The sequence below is a fragment of the Rossellomorea oryzaecorticis genome (genome assembly GCF_038405515.1).
GTDB classification, from domain to species: domain Bacteria; phylum Bacillota; class Bacilli; order Bacillales; family Bacillaceae_B; genus Rossellomorea; species Rossellomorea oryzaecorticis_A.
This window is the reverse complement of the sequence record NZ_JBBYAF010000007.1, coordinates 14,022-29,998: the sequence shown is the minus strand read 5'-3', so window position 1 is coordinate 29,998 and position 15,977 is coordinate 14,022. Positions and strand designations below refer to the sequence as shown.

26 protein-coding genes and 1 pseudogene are annotated in these 15,977 nt (G+C 41.1%); 3 read left to right on the top strand and 24 right to left on the bottom strand.

Annotated features, from left to right (window positions below):
• Positions 1-5: 5 nt before the first annotated feature.
• The 7 genes from AAEO50_RS05215 to AAEO50_RS05185 form a co-directional block, all read right to left on the bottom strand.
• Entirely contained in the window at positions 6-227 is a 222-nt protein-coding gene (locus tag AAEO50_RS05215; protein ID WP_341981213.1) for a DUF3953 domain-containing protein, read from the bottom strand.
• Positions 228-281: 54 nt separating this feature from the next.
• A complete protein-coding gene (locus AAEO50_RS05210; protein ID WP_341981211.1) occupies positions 282-569 on the bottom strand; it encodes a DUF4306 domain-containing protein in 288 nt (95 codons plus the stop codon).
• An 11-nt stretch (positions 570-580) separates the two neighbouring features.
• Positions 581-1,114 carry a cysteine hydrolase family protein gene (locus tag AAEO50_RS05205; protein ID WP_341981406.1) on the bottom strand — a complete coding sequence of 178 codons (534 nt, stop codon included), beginning with the start codon at positions 1,112-1,114 and terminating at the stop codon, positions 581-583.
• A gap of 44 nt (positions 1,115-1,158) precedes the next feature.
• A complete protein-coding gene (locus AAEO50_RS05200) occupies positions 1,159-1,581 on the bottom strand; it encodes a GNAT family N-acetyltransferase (RefSeq protein WP_341981209.1) in 423 nt (140 codons plus the stop codon).
• A 61-nt stretch (positions 1,582-1,642) separates the two neighbouring features.
• The gene (locus AAEO50_RS05195) at positions 1,643-2,338 is read right to left on the bottom strand and encodes a Type 1 glutamine amidotransferase-like domain-containing protein (RefSeq protein ID WP_341981405.1); all 696 of its coding nucleotides are present in this window, start codon (positions 2,336-2,338) and stop codon (positions 1,643-1,645) included.
• Between the two features lie 305 nt (positions 2,339-2,643).
• Positions 2,644-3,114, bottom strand: coding sequence for a GNAT family N-acetyltransferase (locus AAEO50_RS05190; RefSeq protein WP_341981207.1), 471 nt, complete (start codon positions 3,112-3,114; stop codon positions 2,644-2,646).
• A 55-nt stretch (positions 3,115-3,169) separates the two neighbouring features.
• Positions 3,170-3,697 (bottom strand): ATP-binding protein, encoded by a 528-nt coding sequence (locus AAEO50_RS05185; protein WP_341981404.1) that lies wholly within the window; start codon positions 3,695-3,697, stop codon positions 3,170-3,172.
• Between the two features lie 260 nt (positions 3,698-3,957).
• Between AAEO50_RS05185 and AAEO50_RS05180 the strand changes: the two genes are divergently transcribed.
• Positions 3,958-5,067 (top strand): hypothetical protein, encoded by a 1,110-nt coding sequence (locus tag AAEO50_RS05180; protein WP_341981205.1) that lies wholly within the window; start codon positions 3,958-3,960, stop codon positions 5,065-5,067.
• Between the two features lie 70 nt (positions 5,068-5,137).
• On the opposite strand, the gene AAEO50_RS05175 is transcribed toward AAEO50_RS05180, so the two are convergent.
• From AAEO50_RS05175 to AAEO50_RS05120, 12 genes are all read right to left on the bottom strand, one after another.
• Entirely contained in the window at positions 5,138-5,389 is a 252-nt protein-coding gene (locus tag AAEO50_RS05175) for a hypothetical protein (protein WP_341981203.1), read from the bottom strand.
• Between the two features lie 97 nt (positions 5,390-5,486).
• Positions 5,487-6,029 carry a GNAT family N-acetyltransferase gene (locus AAEO50_RS05170; protein WP_341981200.1) on the bottom strand — a complete coding sequence of 181 codons (543 nt, stop codon included), beginning with the start codon at positions 6,027-6,029 and terminating at the stop codon, positions 5,487-5,489.
• A 95-nt stretch (positions 6,030-6,124) separates the two neighbouring features.
• Complete coding sequence (locus AAEO50_RS05165) at positions 6,125-6,379, bottom strand: hypothetical protein (RefSeq protein WP_341981198.1); 255 nt, start codon at positions 6,377-6,379, stop codon at positions 6,125-6,127.
• Positions 6,380-6,544: 165 nt separating this feature from the next.
• Entirely contained in the window at positions 6,545-7,435 is an 891-nt protein-coding gene (locus AAEO50_RS05160) for a GNAT family N-acetyltransferase (RefSeq protein WP_341981196.1), read from the bottom strand.
• A 101-nt stretch (positions 7,436-7,536) separates the two neighbouring features.
• Positions 7,537-7,881 carry an ASCH domain-containing protein gene (locus tag AAEO50_RS05155; protein ID WP_341981194.1) on the bottom strand — a complete coding sequence of 115 codons (345 nt, stop codon included), beginning with the start codon at positions 7,879-7,881 and terminating at the stop codon, positions 7,537-7,539.
• A gap of 56 nt (positions 7,882-7,937) precedes the next feature.
• The gene (locus tag AAEO50_RS05150; protein WP_341981192.1) at positions 7,938-8,504 is read right to left on the bottom strand and encodes a GNAT family N-acetyltransferase; all 567 of its coding nucleotides are present in this window, start codon (positions 8,502-8,504) and stop codon (positions 7,938-7,940) included.
• Between the two features lie 46 nt (positions 8,505-8,550).
• Positions 8,551-8,940 (bottom strand): NUDIX hydrolase, encoded by a 390-nt coding sequence (locus AAEO50_RS05145; protein WP_341981189.1) that lies wholly within the window; start codon positions 8,938-8,940, stop codon positions 8,551-8,553.
• Between the two features lie 252 nt (positions 8,941-9,192).
• Complete coding sequence (locus tag AAEO50_RS05140; RefSeq protein ID WP_341981187.1) at positions 9,193-9,603, bottom strand: NUDIX hydrolase; 411 nt, start codon at positions 9,601-9,603, stop codon at positions 9,193-9,195.
• Between the two features lie 27 nt (positions 9,604-9,630).
• The gene (locus AAEO50_RS05135; protein WP_341981185.1) at positions 9,631-10,545 is read right to left on the bottom strand and encodes a Nif3-like dinuclear metal center hexameric protein; all 915 of its coding nucleotides are present in this window, start codon (positions 10,543-10,545) and stop codon (positions 9,631-9,633) included.
• A 76-nt stretch (positions 10,546-10,621) separates the two neighbouring features.
• Positions 10,622-11,020 (bottom strand): DUF4181 domain-containing protein, encoded by a 399-nt coding sequence (locus AAEO50_RS05130; RefSeq protein ID WP_341981183.1) that lies wholly within the window; start codon positions 11,018-11,020, stop codon positions 10,622-10,624.
• Positions 11,021-11,240: 220 nt separating this feature from the next.
• Entirely contained in the window at positions 11,241-11,618 is a 378-nt protein-coding gene (locus AAEO50_RS05125; RefSeq protein ID WP_341981181.1) for a hypothetical protein, read from the bottom strand.
• On the bottom strand, positions 11,615-11,818 hold the full coding sequence (locus AAEO50_RS05120; protein WP_341981179.1) for a helix-turn-helix transcriptional regulator: 204 nt from the start codon (positions 11,816-11,818) through the stop codon (positions 11,615-11,617). Before AAEO50_RS05120 ends, AAEO50_RS05125 begins: the two co-directional genes overlap by 4 nt.
• A 193-nt stretch (positions 11,819-12,011) precedes the next feature.
• On the opposite strand from AAEO50_RS05120, the gene AAEO50_RS05115 reads away from it, so the two are divergent.
• Positions 12,012-12,356 carry a hypothetical protein gene (locus AAEO50_RS05115; RefSeq protein ID WP_341981177.1) on the top strand — a complete coding sequence of 115 codons (345 nt, stop codon included), beginning with the start codon at positions 12,012-12,014 and terminating at the stop codon, positions 12,354-12,356.
• A gap of 227 nt (positions 12,357-12,583) precedes the next feature.
• Here the strand turns inward: AAEO50_RS05115 and AAEO50_RS05110 are convergent, their stop codons facing one another.
• Together AAEO50_RS05110 and AAEO50_RS05105 are read right to left on the bottom strand one after the other, a co-directional pair.
• Positions 12,584-13,054, bottom strand: coding sequence for a DUF4306 domain-containing protein (locus AAEO50_RS05110; RefSeq protein WP_341981175.1), 471 nt, complete (start codon positions 13,052-13,054; stop codon positions 12,584-12,586).
• Positions 13,055-13,148: 94 nt separating this feature from the next.
• The gene (locus AAEO50_RS05105; RefSeq protein ID WP_341981173.1) at positions 13,149-13,889 is read right to left on the bottom strand and encodes a class I SAM-dependent methyltransferase; all 741 of its coding nucleotides are present in this window, start codon (positions 13,887-13,889) and stop codon (positions 13,149-13,151) included.
• A 219-nt stretch (positions 13,890-14,108) separates the two neighbouring features.
• Here AAEO50_RS05105 and AAEO50_RS05100 point away from each other — a divergent pair, with 219 nt between their 5' ends.
• Positions 14,109-14,393, top strand: a complete 285-nt coding sequence (locus AAEO50_RS05100) for a hypothetical protein (RefSeq protein WP_341981171.1) — start codon at positions 14,109-14,111, stop codon at positions 14,391-14,393.
• A gap of 174 nt (positions 14,394-14,567) precedes the next feature.
• On the opposite strand, the gene AAEO50_RS05095 is transcribed toward AAEO50_RS05100, so the two are convergent.
• The 3 genes and pseudogenes from AAEO50_RS05095 to AAEO50_RS05085 all read right to left on the bottom strand — a co-directional run.
• Complete coding sequence (locus AAEO50_RS05095; RefSeq protein ID WP_341981169.1) at positions 14,568-14,690, bottom strand: hypothetical protein; 123 nt, start codon at positions 14,688-14,690, stop codon at positions 14,568-14,570.
• Between the two features lie 115 nt (positions 14,691-14,805).
• On the bottom strand, positions 14,806-15,069 hold the full coding sequence (locus tag AAEO50_RS05090; protein WP_341981167.1) for a hypothetical protein: 264 nt from the start codon (positions 15,067-15,069) through the stop codon (positions 14,806-14,808).
• 628 nt (positions 15,070-15,697) lie between these two features.
• A pseudogene (locus tag AAEO50_RS05085) lies at positions 15,698-15,829 on the bottom strand (hypothetical protein); the annotation flags it as partial.
• Between the last annotated feature and the right edge of the window lie 148 nt (positions 15,830-15,977).

Sequence of the window (15,977 nt, the reverse complement as noted above, 5' to 3'; positions counted from 1 at the left end):
CCCACTCAAATAAAAAACAACACCACCATTAAAAACAAACTAACCCCAACACTTAGGTAGCCGTAAACGATCTTTCCTTTTTGGAATTCTTCCAGTCCCATTATCAGCAGCATCATGCCCAACAAGAATAACGTGTAAGGCTGCAGCCAAAAGTTGTCTGTTATCAGGCTGTAACTTGCCATGATAAGTGCGATGGAGGCAATAGTAATTCTTAATATTTTCAACATAGAGTAATCCCCCCGTGTTATGGTTCTCTGCTTCTGCAGCCTTCACCATTCCCCTCATTCTCCGCCTTTTATTTTTGCGAAAATTTTATATCCCAGAAACCCGATTATATAAAGCCCAGAAAACAAGCATAGATACGAAATCGGATTGGTCTTCAAGGCGATTAAAAAGACATCGATGGCATAAATATCACTGCAATAATGAACATCTTGCGGGGTGAGAATAAACTCAGGCTTACAATCTGATTGCGGCAAGTAGGCAATTTTACTTGCAATAAAAAAAGAATAAACATATGAGATCAGGAATGTCGGTAAACAAAGAATAAAGAAAATCCAACCCTTCATGAAAACCCTCCCTACGTTGCCGGCTGCTCGAATTCTATTTCTTCAGACGGGTAAACATCCGCAAACCACCTCAACACTCCATTATGGTGGCCGATAATTTGTTCCGCAGTAAGATCACCTGAATCCCAGGTACTGTGTGCATCTGAAATCAATGTTACTTTATAACCCTTACTGAACGCACTGCGGCAAGTGGTGTCGACACATGCTTCTGTTTGGATTCCTGCAATATGAATGTGTTTAATCCCTCTTTCATTCAATTCTTCTTCTAATTTGGTATGCAAGAAGGAATTCGGAGTTTCTTTTTGGATGATGGGATCCCCAGGCCGAGGTTTAATTTCATCATGAATCTCCCATCCTTCTTTTCCAACTTCCAACGGTTTTCCTGCCGGAGCATTATGCTGCACGTAAAAGACAGGCGTATCGGTGGAACGAGCCTTCTCTATCAATGTTTTTAGAGTAGAAATCAGCTCCTCCCCTTTGTACACGGCTGCCCCTTTTATAAACATCCCTTTCTGTACATCTATTATGATCAAGGCACTGCTCATACTATTGAATTCTCCCCTTTTCATCAGCACATCTTCTTCCGATTTCAATACTCCTCAATCGTCTTTCTAAATCCATAGAACGCCCTGTAATCATTCGCTTCATAAAAAGATTTCGACGTTTGCGAACCCAGTAATTCGACCCTGGTTTTCGGATACAGATGATGAACATATTTAATCAGCTCCGACCCGATCCCCTGGCCGCGGTAACGCTTGTTGATGAGCAGTTCGCAAATGTATGTCGTCACGTTCTCATCTGTGAACCCCCTTATATACCCGGCGAGAGTGTCACCATCGAAAACAAGGAATCTGATCGTTGAATGCATCCATGCATTTTTCGTATCTTCCTCTTTCTTAACGAGATTGTTCCATTCCTCTTCGGCGTTTAACTGATGAACACCCTTAAAATCCATTTCTTCAAATTCTCTGATTTTGTATGCCGTTCCGTTTTTTAACGTTAATTCCTGCATGTGTATGTCCTGCTTTCTATTAAATTAGCATACTAGGGGGTCGTCCCCCTGCTTTTTTTATTTAAGTCCCCAAGAAGGTCGTCTCAAGCTCTTCCTCATGAACCTTTTCTTTAAAATAAACCTTATACGCCTTCGCATCCGGTCGTGAACTGACGACTTTATATATGTCCCGATCAATATAATGAACAGCCGCCCCATCATCAGCCGCAATGCCGGATTGAACTTCCCCTGATTCAATGAATCTATGATAGGAGGGTCTCCTCTCGGCTTCACCATCGTAGTGCGGGCAATTACTGCCCTCTAAGAAACCGAGACACTTTAAAGGCTCCAGCCCGTCTCCGTATGAATCCGTCACTCCCTCTTCAAACCAGCAAATGGATCCTGCACTGATCCCCGCGAGCACGGTACCCTGCTCCCAAGCCTTTTTCAACATCTTATCCAATCCCCATTCTTTCCATAAGACCAGCAGATTCTTCGTATTCCCGCCGCCAACATACAGAATATCTTTGTCTAGTAAAAAGCCCTCGATATCTCTTGTAGGCGGTTTGAACAATGACAAGTGGGAAGGCTGGCAGTCTTCTTTTTCAAAGAAGTCATAAAATCTCGAGATATATGTATCCGAGTCCCCACTAGCTGTAGGAATAAAACAGATCTTCGGATTTGCCTTACCGGACTGCTTAAGAATATACCGATCGAGCAACGGATTCTCAGGTTCCATGGAGAACCCTCCGCCGCCCATTGTAATAAGTTGTTTCACCACTTGCTTCACAGCCTTTCATTTAGAAATGTGCATGCTACTTTCTTCTGCCTTCAACAAAACAGTTCCTTCATTCTATATTCAATTTTTTATAAAAAATATCAAATAAAACCCCAAGTAAACCAAGCGATAAAATGATCGCCGCCACCGCCAAAGAACGTATAATAAAAACAGACACCAGACGTTAAGTAGGCAATGGGTGCAATCATCACCATTTCATACCGTCTCAATAAGGTCAGGACCGCAGCTCATATTCCAAGACAAAAAGTAATAAGCAGATGGCCTCTCCTGCAGTCTTCTCCTTTTCAAGTAAGCGGCTTTACCATATCCATCATCTTTTCAAATCCCAGATTCTCATAAACGCTTCTTCCACCCGAACTCGTCCACAACCTTGCCCGGTCAGCCCCTTTTTCTTTCAGCCACAAGCAGATGTCCTCCACTAACATATAAGCCAGGCCATTACGACGGTGATCCTTTTCCGTATATACAGCTATCACCCAGCCAAATAGAGTCTGCTCTATGGCGAGCGGAAAAGAATATTCTTTTCTGAGGAGTCCACCTGCACAAGCAACAATCTTCCCATTGCGATCTACAGCGACTCTAAACATTAATCTGCCTGATTCAAATTCACTGTAAAACAAGCTTTTCACTTCTTCCAGCCTTTCCAGATCCGGCTTGGGGACTCCATCAACTTCTCCCATCTCACTAGCCATTCTGTACCAGAAGTCTGGCATCATAGCGATCTCCTCTTTAGTAATCCAGCGTGTTTGAGACATCCCGCTACCTCCCTGCATCCATTCGTGTGATTAAAGCCATTATTAGCAGCCAGAACTAATTTTCAACAACGATTTCCCCTTCTCCATCAGGAATTTCAAACCCTTCTAGGTACGAGGTCAATAACTCTTCTGAAATCGGAAACGAATTGGCGTCAAAATGTTGATTTCGCATTGCAAGCCGTTTGCGCAAATCATCAGGGTGCACCTTCATATAAATGAGTTTCCAATTACCGCCGGAGTTCTCTATAAGTTTCTTATATTGACCCCGTCTTGCCCGGTCCCAGAAACTGAAATCAATGACCACCTGATGTTTTTCTTGAATCAACTTTATTAAACGGGTGCGTAAAGTCCTTTCTGCTTCTTTCTTGTATTCTTCTATTTTCTCAAGGGGGAAATCAACCCCATACCGGCCCCTGGATGCCCATATCTCTTCATCAATGGAAAGCCGGACAAAACCTTTCTTCTCCAATCGCTGCGAAAACGTGGTCTTCCCGGAACCAGCCACGCCGCACATTATGACCACCAAAGGTGTTACAACGCTTCGTTCCCTAAAAATGAGGTCAAAGTCAAACGTTTCAAACATCTGGGCATCCCCCGTTTTTCGATTTTTACTTATTTTACCACAATTCGTAATCATCTGGCAGATACGATAAAACATTGTTTTAATATCCCTTTTGTTGAAAACCATTCACTGCTGACTCCCATTTTTTTGCTTAAAAATCACCCCCGCTTGGCTCTTACTTAAAGATTAAAAGTTCCTATCAATCTGTTTACATAGGTTTCTTGTATAGGAAAATGTGTTAAAGTCATCCATATTCTTCTTCTATGAGAGGGTGTGTGGGAATGAAAAAAATATCTCTGGCTCTTGCATCTGCATTACTTATACTGGGGGCGTGCACGAATTCATCTTCTGAGAAGACCGGGAAGGAAGTAACGTCTTCAGATGAGAAATCAAAGACGGAAGAGACACAAAATCAGAATGAGACACCGAAAAAAAAGAAAAACGAACAAACCGAACAGCCTTTCAAACCGCTGGAACCATCTGAAGATGCTGTGCCTTTGAAGGAAAAACTGTCAAAAGAGGAAGAGCAGCACATGCCTGATAAAGAGGCGCGGGGCGGGAACCCCGAACGTACGGTTCCTGCAGGCGAAACGCTGGCAAACGGAATGAAGGATCCATCCGACGGACCATTAAAAAATCACCGCCTCGTCACTTTCTACGGTACGCCGCAGTCCGAAAACATGGGAATTCTGGGTACGATGGAGCCCGAGGAATTCATGAAGAAACTGAAGGAACAGACACAGGCGTATTCCGATGCCGATCCCGACCGTCCGGCTGTGCCGACGATTGAGCTGATTACGACCATGGCACAGAATGAACCGGGTCCAAAGGGAGAGTATGTACGGATGACATCAGAGGAGAATATTGAAACGTATGTAGAGCTTGCTGAAAAACATGATGCGCTGGTGATCCTCGATATCCAGCTTGGGACGGACACCGTCATGAATCAGGTGAAAATGGTCGAAAAATGGCTCAAACACCCGCAGGTTCACCTCGCCATCGATACCGAATTCCACGTCGCTGAAGGCGAGAAACCCGGAGAGGATCTCGGGCAGGTGGACGGAAGGGAAATCCAGGAGGCAGTCGAGTATGTATCGGAGCTGACCAAAAAGAACAACCTGCCTGATAAACTGGTACTCGTCCACCAGTTCACCGGTCACGTACTGACGCATAAAGACAAGATCCAACCGACAAGCAACGTCGAGGTCGCCATCAACTTTGACGGCTGGGGACCGGCTGCGGACAAGCTGGCCCTGTACAAGAAGTACATACGTGATGAACCGAATCAATATGGCGGATTCAAAATTTTTTATGACAAAGACGTACCGGTGCTGACGCCTGAAGAAGTATTAAAAATGGAACCGAGTCCTGCGATTGTTAATTATCAATGATGTGTAAAAAAACACAGGAGATTCGTCCCTGTGTTTTTTATTGCATCCAATTATATGGCATCAATCTGATTCAATCACCGCTCTCCTTTTCAGAAATGTCATCCTTTAGATATTGTACATATAAAAAGGCGGCAACCACCGCAATGATTGAAAGGATGACAGAAAACCTGAAGATTTTAAAGAAGAACTCAGGTAATGGTGTGATTTCATATATAGTCTCCTCTTCAAAACCAATGTTTTTTTCTCTTTTGAAAAAGGCGACAAACAAGAAAAAAGAAATAATAAATGAATAAATCCCTGTTTTCACTAATATTTTCTCCACTGCATTTCCTCCCTTTCAATATGGATCACGAAATAATACTTCTTCATTTTCTCCCCCTGCAAACTTTTAATCTTTTCTTCTTTTTATATTATTAATCTCACAAAAACTTTACCAACTCTAAATCGGCGTACTTGTCAGCGCCGTATTCTCTATCGCCATATATCCCCTGAATGATGTCTAGCCCCTGCCCCGTCCAAAACCTGAGAGCAGGCCAATTTTTCATTGCAACATTTGCCCGCACTTCACGATATTCAGTCTGCTTTACGATACCGATCAGTTCACGAACGACCTCCTGCCCCAGTCCTTGTCTATGGTACGACTTGTCAATATACAGATAGTTAATGTAAAAGGTTTCACGGGTTGGGTAGCCGTTATAAGTTGTCAGCAATCCCGCAAGACGTCCAGTTTCCTTCTGCCTTATTACCTGGATTTTATATTGAGCCCTGGTACCGCCAGGCGGAAGGTCACCATCCGTAAAACAGCGGTAAGCATACCCGTGATCCAAGCTGCCGCCGTCCCATTGGTGGATATAGCTTCCCTGTTCATATAGCTCCTGGACAGGTTGAATTTCTACTTCGGTCATGTCCTTGATGGTGAGTCTGTTTGTTTCCCATTGGCATGGTATCATTTTTATTGTCATTGGCTCGTCAACTCCATTAGTAAAGAAAGGGGTATCCAAGATCCTCCTGGAATTCCCTTATTCAATAAAATTTCTGATCATTTAAAGTATCCTATTCACATGAGTGTTAAAAACGAGAATAAAAACACCAACAACACATACTTATAGGCTGCGTGTGGTGACCTCTTCCCAAAGGAACCCTTCTTAAGATCGGACGCTAAAAAAGAAAGAAGGGCAATCGTTAAAATAAATGAAACCGTCTCTTGCATGGACCCATGACCTGTAAACAGTGTCAATAATGAGACAATGCTTACGATGACGATCAGCGGGATGGTGATATACTCTGGTTTAAAACTTGTGGAGTTTTGCATGGTATTTCTCCCTCATATTCATTCTCTTTATTCTTCCACATATAAAAGTTATAGATTAGTTGACCAGCAAATAGCATAAGCACAATAAACCATGGGGACAGGTCCCGTGGAGACCGTCCCACTGCCCAAGGGAATCCCTTTCCATATTTTAAGATTTATCTAGTATTACTTTAATTGTACCTGATAATACACCAGCTCGTGCTCCGTCACAAATCCCGCAGAAGTATATAGATTTATAGCCTTCGTATTTTCTTTACTCACACAAAGTGATATTTCATTGATATTGGCAATTTCAAATAATCTTTTAAGGGCAGCTTTGACAAGCCCTACACCGACTCCTTTTTTTCGATGCGTAAGAGAGACAGCTATGTACTCGATCGTCCCTTCTCCATGCTGAGGCGATGCCTCGAGATACACATAGCCTGTGAATTCGCCATTTTCGCCATGGGCAGTAAGTAGCTGGTTTTCATTGTTCAGTTTATCTAGAATTTCCTCGCCCCGGTAATATGTATCAGGGAAGGATTCTTTATGTAACGTTAGAAATGCTGCCTTATGTTCAGGAGTGTACGGGGATACTCCTGAACAATATCCATCCTTGGGGATAGTTTCTTTACCAGCCTTTAAGATTAAATGGTCTCCCTGGTGGACCCCATTCAATAATGAAACGAAGTGAATGCTATTTTTATTTAATTGATTCAAGAAAAAAGAGACACTCTTAATTTCATACTTCCCGAGCATCACCAAGGATCTTTCCCATAATGAACCGGCAAGGTCTTTCCATCCTTCCCCTTCATCAACAAATGGGCCCCAAACCTCTGCCGTTATTTCCTCAAGATCAATATCAAATCCAATTGCTCCTACAATACTGCCATCTCGATAAGCAACCATGAATGAATCCTCAAGTTTGAGGTCAGAAAAATCGTTCAGCAGAGTGTCTAAGATTTCCTCTTTCTCTCCCCCGCAATAACCGACGTGACTTGATTTTTTCCTATTCACTTTTTCGATAAATCGTACGAGTTCTTCTGTATTTGCTGGTGGTTGTATTGAGATACTCATTTAATCCCCCTTACTATGGCAAGCGGCCAGAGCTCTTTTTGAGTCCATTCTTTTCTTCTTTCCCTAGTAATACAATGAGTTTCTTTCATTTCAACTTATTTCTATTCGGTTAACCTTACCCAAATGACCGCGCCCATCGGATGCTTATAAGGAACGGGCTCCTTATAAATTCGCGGCTTATCGAGTACCCAAGCATACGTCCTTTTATAAGGAAGCTCTCCAGCAGCTTCACTAGCCACCCCGTGGAATCGTCTGTTTTCCTGGTAATCTGTTAAACTCAACTCTATACTTTCAACGAGGTTTATTTCTCCATATATCATTCCCGAACCACTCTTTATGAGCGCAATCTTTCCCCGGATTTTGGTGTTAGACCCCCTGATTTCCCACGTCTTCTTTCCTTCAAAAATCATATCGATCCAGGGTGATTTAATGATGAGTGCTTTCATTGTGGTTCTCCTTTAATAAACGTACATCCTTATTTTCAGTATTACAGCTTGCGTTCTTAAATTTTCTTACAATAATCCCCCTGAAGAATCCCATAAACCGCGCAATCCTTATATTGATTCTTCGAGTTGCGGATCATATCCCGGATAATTCCTTCCTGCAGCATACCGGCTTTGCTCATGATTCTTCCGGATGCTGGATTATCGGTGTTATGAGCAGCAGAAATCTTGTGCAGACTCATTTGCGTGAAACCAAATTCGACAACTGCCCTCAATGCTTCCGTTCCATACCCTTTGTTCCACCAATTGCAGCCTAACGAATAGCTGACCTCGCAATTCCCGGTTGCTTTTTCAATATCATACAGGTCGATCTCGCCTATCAGTTCTCCGCTTTCCTTGAGTTTAATAGCCCAATAGCAGAACTCTTTACTTTCATAATCCGAAACAATGTTAAACAGCCTCTCTTCAGTTTGTGAGATTGATTGATGAGCCGCACTCACCCGGTTGTCTGATACTCTTTCGTCTGACAGCCAGTGGTCAAAAGCGGCCTGGGCATCAGTGAGTTTGAACTTCTCGAGAATCAACCGGTCTGTTTCAATGCGTGGAGTCCCAAAATAAGTTATCATTCTACACCTCGCAAGCATTTGATTTTACCAAACTAATAAGTAATATCTATTTAGTGCACCTAATAATCGTTCCCACATCCTCCGGATACATATGCGTCAAGTCTTTTAAATCAGACAATGCTATCCAAGCTGCTTCAACGATGGTTTCATCCGGGTCATCGATGCCCTCGCTCTCACCAAGTTTCTCTACTTTAAAATAATGGGTCTTCACTTCGAACCCTTTAATTATGGTTTCTTTTACAGTCAGCTTCTCAATAATCCTGACGTCATAACCGGTCTCTTCTTTTACTTCCCTAATGCAGCAAACCTCAGGCGTCTCGCCTTTTTCAATACCGCCTGACGGGATGGCCCACCCTTCATTATCACTGCCCCGGACCATAAGAACTTCATTCTTTTCGTTGAAGCAGATTGCTGCTGAGCCAAACCAGTGTTTCATGGGGTCACCTCTATATTTATTAATAAGTTAAATTTTACCACAACAGTTCGGAATTTACAGATTATTCTTGTCATTGATTTTGGGGCATGTTGAGCAAAAAAGGCCTTATGCTCTATCACTGCATAAGACCTTTCTAGAAAACACCTATTCTTTTTGTTTATAGACAATTCTCTCGATGCTTTTGAGAGACAGGGCCATAATTATCGCAGGTGATGTTAACCTTTCAGAAGAAAAAAAAAAGACACTAATCATCTAAAAAAGTCTGTCTCTAACTAGATTCACCTGCTCAATCATATGCCCGATATTCCCTTCACCCGCATATAAGGACGTATCAAAAAAGTTATGGTCTAATTCAGACCAATAGAGTATATTTTCAACACCCGAAATTGACACATCGCTGTTCAATCTTCCAACATATACTTCTACATAACAATTTTGATGGTGATAGGTAAAATCCATTAAATGATGAAGAGTGATGTTTTCCTTGGAAATAGACGTTTCTTCAAGAAGTTCTCGATAGGCTCCTTCCAGACCTGTTTCCTCATTTTCAATTTTTCCGCCGACTAAATTACTCAGTCCCTTGTATGGATCTTTCAGCCTTTCACACATTAATAGCTTGTTCATTTCTTTGTTGTAAATCATTAGGACGTTGTAGCCTTGCATTATATCACTTCCTACTCTTATTGTTCCTTACAGCCACCAATCTTCCTGTGGAATCAAATGAATCGCTTCAAAGTCAAACTTCTCCTCAAACCAAGGAGCCATCAACGTTTTCTTCACTAAATATTCGGAGGCAGAATGTGATACGCCAATCAATGACATGTTTGTTTGTCTGGCGTAGTCTATGACTTCATCAAATCTTTTTCTCCCATAATCATTATCGATGTGACAGTGGATTTCCCCCGAGATGTACGCGTCTGCTCCTTTGTCTTCAGCCTGCTGCATCCATTGAGTTTTATCTCCGCAGCCGGCAACAATGGCTACCTTTTTGATCTCTTTTTTCCGTCCTTCAAAATCCACATAAGGGATGTCAAAAATACGTTTGAGGTTTTCTATTAAATCTTCAGTATTTGTTTTTTCAACATTTCCGATTATTCCAATGCAGCCGTGTCGATCGTCATGAATGAACCTTTCCGTAATATCCACATTCAGTGCTTCCGCCATCGCCTGGCTTGTCCCTAACGTTTCGTGATAATCCATGGGAGCATGACATGTATAGACGGAAAGACCTTTGCTCCTGATTTCGTCCAACAGTTTTTCTTCAATCGGCACGAATCCCCTTCCCCACTTTCCATTGGGATCCCCGCACTCCATCAATAAAGGATGATGCATGAAAAGCAGGTCACCGGATTCCCCGTTTTCAATAAATCCTTCTAACACTTCCTTAGTAGGAAAAACGGCCAAAAATATATTTTTTACCTCTGGATTGCCTTTTATCATCAAGCCATTGAATAACTTGTTGAATTCAGGTTCGAATTTCTCCCTCCAATGAACCTCGCCTTCATAAACCTGAGGAATGAATCTGCTGAAAGCAGGATCTTTTCCGAAGCTTTTGATCTTGAACTTTGCATCTAATTGACGAACGATGTGAATTAAATTTTCCATTGTCACGCTCCTCACTATTCGAAAAACTCAATATGGGTATCACAAGCTGCCCTTTTGAACTTTGATGGAAAAGACTTCAATTAAGTATACTCGGAAACACTGTCAAAATAGCCGTTACCAAAATCGTCATCTCAGCCATCGTTAATATTGCTTGTTTTGGAAATTCACTATGTTTCCATTCAAAAAATGCTTTTACTCCATAGTCCACCATCGTGAAAAAGCCTGCTACGATTAAAAATAAGTACATGAGATCTTCATTGTAGAACAGAAGAAACCAGCTAAAACTAACCAGTGAGATGCTTGTGATAACCCCTATCCACATATCAATTTTGCCATGCAGCTCATTTATATGATTATAGGAAAACCACTCTCTTTTAACTTTCTCTATTTTAAATAATTTTCTTAAGACCAGCTTTACGATAGATATAAGCATAAAAACACCGATTACAGTAATGCTGAATTTCATCCAAAACATTTAATCCCTCCTGTTAACCGCTGCATTGATAATAGACGTTTCACTTAATACCAATTATTTCAAAACCCCTCTTCTTACTCAAGGAAAATTTTTCAATAAAAAAGACTTACCCTTCTTAGGTAAGCCCAGTTACTAAAATATGAAAATACTCAAAGGATCAACACCATAGAAGCAATCGAATCCTTCATTAGATTTAAGACAAACTTTTGCGGACGCTCTCTCAATATTTCCTCGCATAATAAACCATATTCACAAACACAACTGAAATATAGAGGGAAGCGATCAGGAGCAATAAATGGTATGCAGAAAGATGAACGGGTCCCACATAAGGATTAACAAGGGCCATCAGGACAATGATGATGCCGAGCATCCAAAAGTAACTGACGAAAACCCCGCGTTCCCTGATTTTCTGAGCACGTTCATCTTTTGCGGCAAAGTGATCTGATAAGTAGGCCATGCAAAAACTCATGATGGCAATCGCCGCGGTCATGAGACCTTCCGGGAACTTTCCTGCGGAGATGTAAGCCGAATTGACTAAAATAGCATTGATCAGCAAGATGACACCCAGAACCAAAAAGACCGTCTTATTGTTCTTCATTCGCTTTCCTCCTCATAAATAAAAATATCTTCGATGCTGCATTGAAAAACCCGTGCAAGCTTGAAGGCAAGATTGATGGATGGATTATACCGTTCCCTTTCCAGCGAGATAATGGTTTGTCTTGATACATCCAGTCTGGCCGCCAGCTGATCCTGGGTCATCCTTCTTTCAGCCCGCAGTTCTTTTATTTTATTTTTCATCCATTCACCCTCTTTATGTAAAGGTCGCTTTACACAAAGTGTACTTTACATTTATTGGGTTAGTCAAGTTTACTTTACATTTAAAAGTATAAAAATTACCAAAATAAGAGAAATTCAACACACCAAATTATTGCCTCTTAAGGTAGTACGATGCATTGCCATACTTTATAATGATATGAAGGAGGTGAGAAAAATGGACAATCAAATCATTGGGATGTTGACCGAAATTCAAGGTCAGATGAAGGAGTTTCAAAGCGAGTTGACCGGAGTCAAAAGTGAAATGAAAGAGTTTCGAAATGAGTTATATGAGACTAGTACTGATGTCAAAGACATCAAAGAAAAGGTTAATCAGGTCGAAGTAAACGTCAATCAGATCGACGCAACAGTCAAACAGATTGAAGCAACACAAACAGAAGATGTCATCGCTATGTTAAAAGTAACCAACAAAAATTCCGAAACTGATTTTCATTATCTGAACACACGAATCACAAACATCGATAAGCGGGTGTTCAACCTCGAAAATCAGGCTGAAGGTTAATCGTCACCGTAAGATACTTAAGTCTGGGACAATTAGTTTTCACCTACACTTCGGACCCTCTCACCGAGACCCACACTATTTTCTCCGATTCTTCTAGTAAATTAAATCCTTAAATCAAAGCCAGCCCCCTGTTACGAAAGCTTTTTTCATGCTCATTAAGTTTTAGGCGGACTTTTCGATCACTCATGCTGATTTTAACAAAATAACAAGTTCCGCTGTAAATCAACCTACTTTTTAACAGAGACCAGTCCTCGTTTATAAGGATCAAAATGATACAGAATGGAAATCACCAAACAAAGAGCCCCGCTGGATAACAACACATACGACAATGTTCGGGCTCCTCCGGTAGTGGAGGAAAACATCAACCAACCTAAGATAAACAGAAATGCGGCAATCAAAGAAACATAACCGATAAATAAACGTTTCCTGTTTTTCAAAAAATAATGGCCAGTCACAATTAATAGATAGATGCTGCATAGTGCCATGACAATCGGGAATGTCGGTTTAAACTTCACTGCATATACAAAGTAATCCAGTTGTAAAATATCACTTCTTTTAAGTACTTCGCCTGAAAAAGGAGTTGAATACTTCCATTCGAACGGTCTATCCACTACTTCTGCTCCTTCATACCAGGTTGCCACACTAGAAAAAAGAAGAAAAACCACTCCAAGTCCGAACAGGACTACGTAACGATTCATTGGCAAACCTCCCCTCCATACTATTGTGCCTGCCGCCAAGTATCGTGAATCTTTCATTTATCGGAAACAGGCATCCATCAATTGATTGTTCTTTTCAACCCTTCAGCTTCCTGCAAGAAAAAGCGAGCACAACCGGAATCCTCTGCCGTCTGGTAAACTCTTCCCCACTGCTGAAATGGTCCCGTCTTGGCGTCCCTTCCCGCAAATCCATGACTGTAAAACCGCATGCAGTAAGTGTCCGAAAATACTGCTCGATCGTCCGGTGATACTTCACCACAACCTGATCGATCCACGGCTCCTTTCTTTCCCCTTCAAGAAAATAGTTATCCACAATCCAGTTTCCGCGCCTGTCACCTGTTTGTTTGCTTGCGAATGATGAAGTGGTAAGGGGATGCTGGACGCTGAACACAAACGTCCCATTTTCTTTTAATGATTCATGTACGTGTTGAAACAATGTATGAATATCCTGGACATAGTGGATGGCAAAGCGGGAAGTGACGATATCGAAGGCGTGCGCCGGGTAAGGGTACGATTCCATATTCTCGCGAATGATCGTCCCATTTTTATCAGTCATATTCCGCTCTGCAGCTTGCGCCATTTGTTCAGAACCTTCTACTCCGGTATAAGAAGCTGCACCCCGCTCTAATAAATCATTACCAAATGAAGCATCCCCGCAGCCCAAGTCCAGGATGTCTTTTTGCTGAACATCGCCTAAAAGCTCATTGATGATCGGACCCTCGATTGCATTGTTGGGACTGTCTTTCCGGTCCCGGCGTTTCATATAGCTCGAATAGAAACCTTCTTGATCATATGCACGTGAACCCCTGAATTCCATCTCACACATTTCCCCTTCCCTGCTTCTTGTTGGAACGTAACAAATAATTTCCTTTGGATAGTTTACCATACTATATGTAAAATAATAGTAATATTGTAATCTTTTATCTTCTTAGAAAAACAGATAAGGATTTGTATGATAAAATTGGAAATAATAGGTATTCCATAAACAGGCATGTTTGTTCAATAAGAAATCACAAAAGGATATGGGGGAATAGTTATGTGGATAATATTTGGGGTTATTGCAATAATAGTAACTTTTATAAACCTTTATATGTATGCAGCAGGAAAGGATTATAAGCTTGCTATGGCGATGGGATTATCATTTACAGCATTAACACTTTGTGCAGATTACAGTTATGTATCTCGGTGGGTAAAAGCGGAAGATTGGGCGGCCTTATCTGATGTAGTACCTGGTATGGCAAGGGCATTATGGTTTTTGACAATTGTTTCTATCTTACTAAATATAGCACCGATACTTTTAGAACTAAAAGGTAAGAAATAATTCATTATTTATATAAGATTCAATTAATGTGTAAGTCTTTATGTATAACTAAATGAGGCATTACTTCAATAAGACAATCAAACCAAACATAACTTCCATTTTTACGGAAGTTATGTTTTTTCTCTCAATATCAACTTTAAACTTTAACAGAGCCAATTTTAAAAACGTCACTCTTTACTTATTCTCTCTTTCCTCCGTCTTCAACGCCAGCTTCTCAAGACCATTTTGAGCAAATTCCACATCGGTCTTCGGCATCGCTTTATTATTCTTGCGGTCCTTATTCTTCTGCTTGGACATACATTCACCACCCTTTGTGTTTTGTTTATATCGTGCGCAGGGATGGAGAAAAATATGAAGAATTTGTTTATTGTCTGTTGATGAATAAATCTAAGCCGATTCCAATTGGAACCGGTTATATTGTAAATAATCGTGCCGATACCTTCTCATCTTTTACAATCAATTGTTCGTAAAACACTACAGCGTTTTCCTTATTCCTCAGTCGGATCACTCGATTTTCAAACTTCTTTTCAGCACCTAAGAATTGCTTAACCGATTGTTTCAACCCGTTTATAGCTTCGTCTTTGGTGAAAAAAACAGGCTTTTCATATCCACTCTTAAAAAAAGCCACATAATCTTCTGCTATTCTTTCCACTGAGCTTGTATCACCTGTACTCATTGCATGGGCCCAGTCACTGATAAATTAAAAACAGAGTAAATAGAGGGAAAAATTTCCCCTATTCACTCCAAAAGCATGAAAATGAACCATTTCACTTGCCTTAACGGGAAAAACTTCCCTTATACCCCTAGAACCTAGCCCTATTCTGAAGGTTAACGAGAAAAACCTCCCTTATTTGTAACCAGAGGGAGCCAGAGGGAGGTAATCAGAGGGACAGGTACACCGGTCCAAAAAGTGAACCACTGTACCTGTCCCTCCTGGTCCTGCTATAATTTATTTCCAGCGAGGTGATTAGATTGGAAAGGAAAAATTTAAAAATATTTACAACGTTTTCGTTTGTGACCGCCCTACTAACCATTATTATTTTACCGATTTCCTTATTTCTGTCATCTATAACTGCCGGCGACAGCATACAACCTGTCCTCCGCATCTTTACTTTACTGGCGTTTTTTTAGTTCCTTTGATTGGTATTCCATTAAGTATTGTGTCCATGTTCAGCAAAGAAAAGCTGGCCAAAAGAATCTTGATCCTAGTCGTAAATTTCTTCCCGCTCAGTCTCATTGTTTTTGTTTTAATCATGGAATTCATGGCTGAATTTTTAAGTAATCCGGCTTAAAGCGGAAGATGATTTATTATTCAGACCGGTTGCGCTGGCATTCGTCAGATACCTGCCCACCGTTTTGTATCCTGCATTTTTTAAGGTTTGCGCTCTTTCCGGCGTAATCTAAGTTATACAATCACAAGCGGCCTCTTTCCGATTTTTATGTGTCCATTTTGGATATTATTGGTAAGTGGTGGAAATATTCGCAGAATCGAAAGAATAATCGGGTAAATTCAAAAATTAAAGGTGGAAATTAAAAGATTATCGACTTCATTTCGAAGATTAACAACCAATATCAAAAAATAAC

Coding starts and splice junctions, on each gene's coding strand:
- AAEO50_RS05110 (WP_341981175.1), bottom strand. CDS start 13,054: ATGAATCGTTACGTAGTCCTGTTCGGACTTGGAGTGGTTTTTCTTCTT.
- AAEO50_RS05170 (WP_341981200.1), bottom strand. CDS start 6,029: ATGACAATAAAAATGATACCATGCCAATGGGAAACAAACAGACTCACC.
- AAEO50_RS05145 (WP_341981189.1), bottom strand. CDS start 8,940: ATGAAACACTGGTTTGGCTCAGCAGCAATCTGCTTCAACGAAAAGAAT.
- AAEO50_RS05130 (WP_341981183.1), bottom strand. CDS start 11,020: ATGTTTTGGATGAAATTCAGCATTACTGTAATCGGTGTTTTTATGCTT.
- AAEO50_RS05125 (WP_341981181.1), bottom strand. CDS start 11,618: ATGAAGAACAATAAGACGGTCTTTTTGGTTCTGGGTGTCATCTTGCTG.
- AAEO50_RS05190 (WP_341981207.1), bottom strand. CDS start 3,114: ATGTCTCAAACACGCTGGATTACTAAAGAGGAGATCGCTATGATGCCA.
- AAEO50_RS05105 (WP_341981173.1), bottom strand. CDS start 13,889: ATGGAATTCAGGGGTTCACGTGCATATGATCAAGAAGGTTTCTATTCG.
- AAEO50_RS05165 (WP_341981198.1), bottom strand. CDS start 6,379: ATGCAAAACTCCACAAGTTTTAAACCAGAGTATATCACCATCCCGCTG.
- AAEO50_RS05215 (WP_341981213.1), bottom strand. CDS start 227: ATGTTGAAAATATTAAGAATTACTATTGCCTCCATCGCACTTATCATG.
- AAEO50_RS05090 (WP_341981167.1), bottom strand. CDS start 15,069: ATGAGTACAGGTGATACAAGCTCAGTGGAAAGAATAGCAGAAGATTAT.
- AAEO50_RS05205 (WP_341981406.1), bottom strand. CDS start 1,114: ATGAGCAGTGCCTTGATCATAATAGATGTACAGAAAGGGATGTTTATA.
- AAEO50_RS05095 (WP_341981169.1), bottom strand. CDS start 14,690: ATGTCCAAGCAGAAGAATAAGGACCGCAAGAATAATAAAGCGATGCCG.
- AAEO50_RS05210 (WP_341981211.1), bottom strand. CDS start 569: ATGAAGGGTTGGATTTTCTTTATTCTTTGTTTACCGACATTCCTGATC.
- AAEO50_RS05115 (WP_341981177.1), top strand. CDS start 12,012: ATGGACAATCAAATCATTGGGATGTTGACCGAAATTCAAGGTCAGATG.
- AAEO50_RS05135 (WP_341981185.1), bottom strand. CDS start 10,545: ATGGAAAATTTAATTCACATCGTTCGTCAATTAGATGCAAAGTTCAAG.
- AAEO50_RS05160 (WP_341981196.1), bottom strand. CDS start 7,435: ATGAGTATCTCAATACAACCACCAGCAAATACAGAAGAACTCGTACGA.
- AAEO50_RS05155 (WP_341981194.1), bottom strand. CDS start 7,881: ATGAAAGCACTCATCATTAAATCACCCTGGATCGATATGATTTTTGAA.
- AAEO50_RS05185 (WP_341981404.1), bottom strand. CDS start 3,697: ATGTTTGAAACGTTTGACTTTGACCTCATTTTTAGGGAACGAAGCGTT.
- AAEO50_RS05200 (WP_341981209.1), bottom strand. CDS start 1,581: ATGCAGGAATTAACGTTAAAAAACGGAACGGCATACAAAATCAGAGAA.
- AAEO50_RS05100 (WP_341981171.1), top strand. CDS start 14,109: ATGTGGATAATATTTGGGGTTATTGCAATAATAGTAACTTTTATAAAC.
- AAEO50_RS05150 (WP_341981192.1), bottom strand. CDS start 8,504: ATGATAACTTATTTTGGGACTCCACGCATTGAAACAGACCGGTTGATT.
- AAEO50_RS05120 (WP_341981179.1), bottom strand. CDS start 11,818: ATGAAAAATAAAATAAAAGAACTGCGGGCTGAAAGAAGGATGACCCAG.
- AAEO50_RS05180 (WP_341981205.1), top strand. CDS start 3,958: ATGAAAAAAATATCTCTGGCTCTTGCATCTGCATTACTTATACTGGGG.
- AAEO50_RS05140 (WP_341981187.1), bottom strand. CDS start 9,603: ATGCAAGGCTACAACGTCCTAATGATTTACAACAAAGAAATGAACAAG.